1 protein-coding gene is annotated in these 701 nt (G+C 41.8%); it reads right to left on the reverse strand.

Going from position 1 to position 701, the window contains the following annotated elements; genetic code table 11:
• Positions 1-498 (reverse strand): hypothetical protein (locus tag N1032_RS25420; RefSeq protein ID WP_259543376.1); only part of this gene is annotated, 498 nt, incomplete at its 3' end.
• Between the last annotated feature and the right edge of the window lie 203 nt (positions 499-701).

Consider the following 701-nt stretch of genomic DNA (forward strand, 5'->3'; position numbering starts at 1 on the left):
AGGATCACCTACAGCATCACGATACTTAGTCGGGATGGCAGTAATAGTTTTAATGCTGTTTTTAACCTGACCTGCTTTATTGGTATATTGATTTACCAACAGGTTAACAGGCTGACCTAACAGTTTATCACGAATCCAGTTCAGATCCGCTTTCAATGCCTGAATAGACGGGTCAATCATCTTGATCAGGTCGAGGATACCAGAGTTCTTCGCACGTGGGTTCACGATGTAAGTCTTGAACTGGCAAGCTGGTTTCGGGTCGATTGGTTTACCTTCGGAATCAGTTCCTTTGGTGTCGTGACCGATGATTTCAAAAGCCAAATCAAGACGGAAAGCCGGAGCTTTCTGAGTTACTACACCAGTCTTACGGTCAACCCACGGGTCTTGTGGGTGAACACCTAAGCCAACGATACGTACAATACGTGCTTCGTATTCACCTTCTGCCATTGCGTCGTAGTTATATTTGCGAGTAGATTGAGTTTCTGGGATCATAGACATATATTTGAATTCCTTATATAAAATTGAGATTTGCTCGTCAGTGAGCGGTTAGTCTATATAATACATTACAGTATAACTGGATATACTACCTGTATATAATGTGGAAGCATAATCCAATAAGAAGAATGAATATTACTTACATCAAATGATGTTGCACGCTCCTATATTGGATTCGTTCCTTGGGTGTACGGAAGGGCTAGAGC

The sequence above is a fragment of the Herbiconiux daphne genome, assembly GCF_024979295.1.
Classification (GTDB): domain Bacteria; phylum Actinomycetota; class Actinomycetes; order Actinomycetales; family Microbacteriaceae; genus Herbiconiux; species Herbiconiux daphnes.